1 protein-coding gene and 1 CRISPR repeat array are annotated in these 1776 nt (G+C 54.1%); the gene reads left to right on the top strand.

Annotated features, from left to right (window positions below; all coding sequences use genetic code 11):
- A partial coding sequence (gene cas2 / locus NW846_RS12540) for a CRISPR-associated endonuclease Cas2 (protein WP_414516200.1) occupies window positions 1-290 on the top strand: 290 nt, incomplete at its 5' end.
- A gap of 274 nt (window positions 291-564) precedes the next feature.
- Window positions 565-1744: direct repeats of the CRISPR family, unit length 37 nt; unit sequence GTTGATCCCTACCTTTTCCCCGCAAGGGGACGGAAAC.
- Window positions 1745-1776: the final 32 nt, after the last annotated feature.

The raw sequence follows: 1776 nt of genomic DNA, 5'->3' as shown, positions 1-1776 counted from the left end.
GAGCTGCGCTGATGCTGTGGTTGGTTTGCTACGACGTGGTGGACGATAAGCGGCGACAACAGTTGGCCAAGCAGTTGGAACAGTGTTGCCAGCGGGTGCAATACTCCGTGTTCGAATGCCCACTGGACACTGCAGAGTTGGAAAACAAGCTGGAACAGTCGTGGTTGCCCCTGCTGAATCTCAAGGAAGACAGTCTGCGGGCCTACCCTTTGGATGCCGCGGCCAAGAAGCAGGCCAAAGTCTTCGGGGGGCCTCCCCCCTATGAGCCGCCGGACTACCTGATCTTCTGAGGCTCTCCACCGGGCCGAAATTGTAAAGTTTTGTGCGCGATCTGTCGGGGCGAGCCATCACCAGCCTGACTCTGCCGGCACAAGATTTTAAGGGAAACTTTAGATCTTTTGCCCCGATTGGCCCAAAAACGTGACATGATGGCCGTAGCAAGCTCAATTTCCCCGCTTGCGCTTGGCCGCGAGGACAATGTTAATATCTGTGTCGAGGAATCTCCGTACTCCCTCGCGAACGCACCTTGAAAACCTCATGAATTCAGGCTTTTCCGAGGGTAGGGTTGATCCCTACCTTTTCCCCGCAAGGGGACGGAAACCAGTCTTCTGATACTCCACACGGATTAAATGTAGTTACTGTTGATCCCTACCTTTTCCCCGCAAGGGGACGGAAACTTCACCATCCACAAATTCAACGCCATCCCCGGTGTAGTTGATCCCTACCTTTTCCCCGCAAGGGGACGGAAACGTCGCAGAAGGAAAAGTTTGTTTAGGTCCAGTTACACAGTTGATCCCTACCTTTTCCCCGCAAGGGGACGGAAACGATACTGGGAATGTTCTGGAGATACCCCTGAGATATCCTGGGTTGATCCCTACCTTTTCCCCGCAAGGGGACGGAAACTGTGTAAAAACAAGCCTGCCATTGCTTCCTTTCTGCGTTGATCCCTACCTTTTCCCCGCAAGGGGACGGAAACCATGAGCCAGCGGGGGGCCCAATAGCGCGGTCGCGCCAGGTTGATCCCTACCTTTTCCCCGCAAGGGGACGGAAACGACATAGCTAAACCTATTCGAAAAGTTAAGAACAGGAGTAGTTGATCCCTACCTTTTCCCCGCAAGGGGACGGAAACAGCACTGCGAAAGGCGTTACCAATTATTAAAGAGCGCTGGGCTGTCGTTGATCCCTACCTTTTCCCCGCAAGGGGACGGAAACTTGTCCTTTCTAGTTGCACGGACAAAGCAACTCGGATCGTTGATCCCTACCTTTTCCCCGCAAGGGGACGGAAACACGCTTCGCACGATTTGTAAGTGCAGCCATCCGAAGTTGATCCCTACCTTTTCCCCGCAAGGGGACGGAAACGCGGAGCAGGTCCGCACGATCCAACATGTCTTTGGGCAAGTTGATCCCTACCTTTTCCCCGCAAGGGGACGGAAACAGGGCTTGTGAAGCTTTGTCCTTGCGCACATTCAGGCCTGTTGATCCCTACCTTTTCCCCGCAAGGGGACGGAAACGTTATGGGTCTTTCAAAGCCCATAGACACCTCCTTAGGCAGGTTGATCCCTACCTTTTCCCCGCAAGGGGACGGAAACACACTAAATTCCCAACCTAGCCTTTAGCTCTTCCAGCTCCGTTGATCCCTACCTTTTCCCCGCAAGGGGACGGAAACTCACCGGATTAGGAACGGGGGATAAGGCCTTTAATCCGAACGTTGATCCCTACCTTTTCCCCGCAAGGGGACGGAAACATCACCCAGCGTCCCCGTCCCCAGATGATCAC

Origin of the sequence: Synechococcus sp. W60.3, from assembly GCF_047502615.1 — a bacterium.
GTDB lineage: Bacteria > Cyanobacteriota > Cyanobacteriia > Thermostichales > Thermostichaceae > Thermostichus.
The sequence above is the reverse complement of the archived record's forward strand: the minus strand, read 5'-3'. Positions and strand labels throughout refer to the sequence as shown.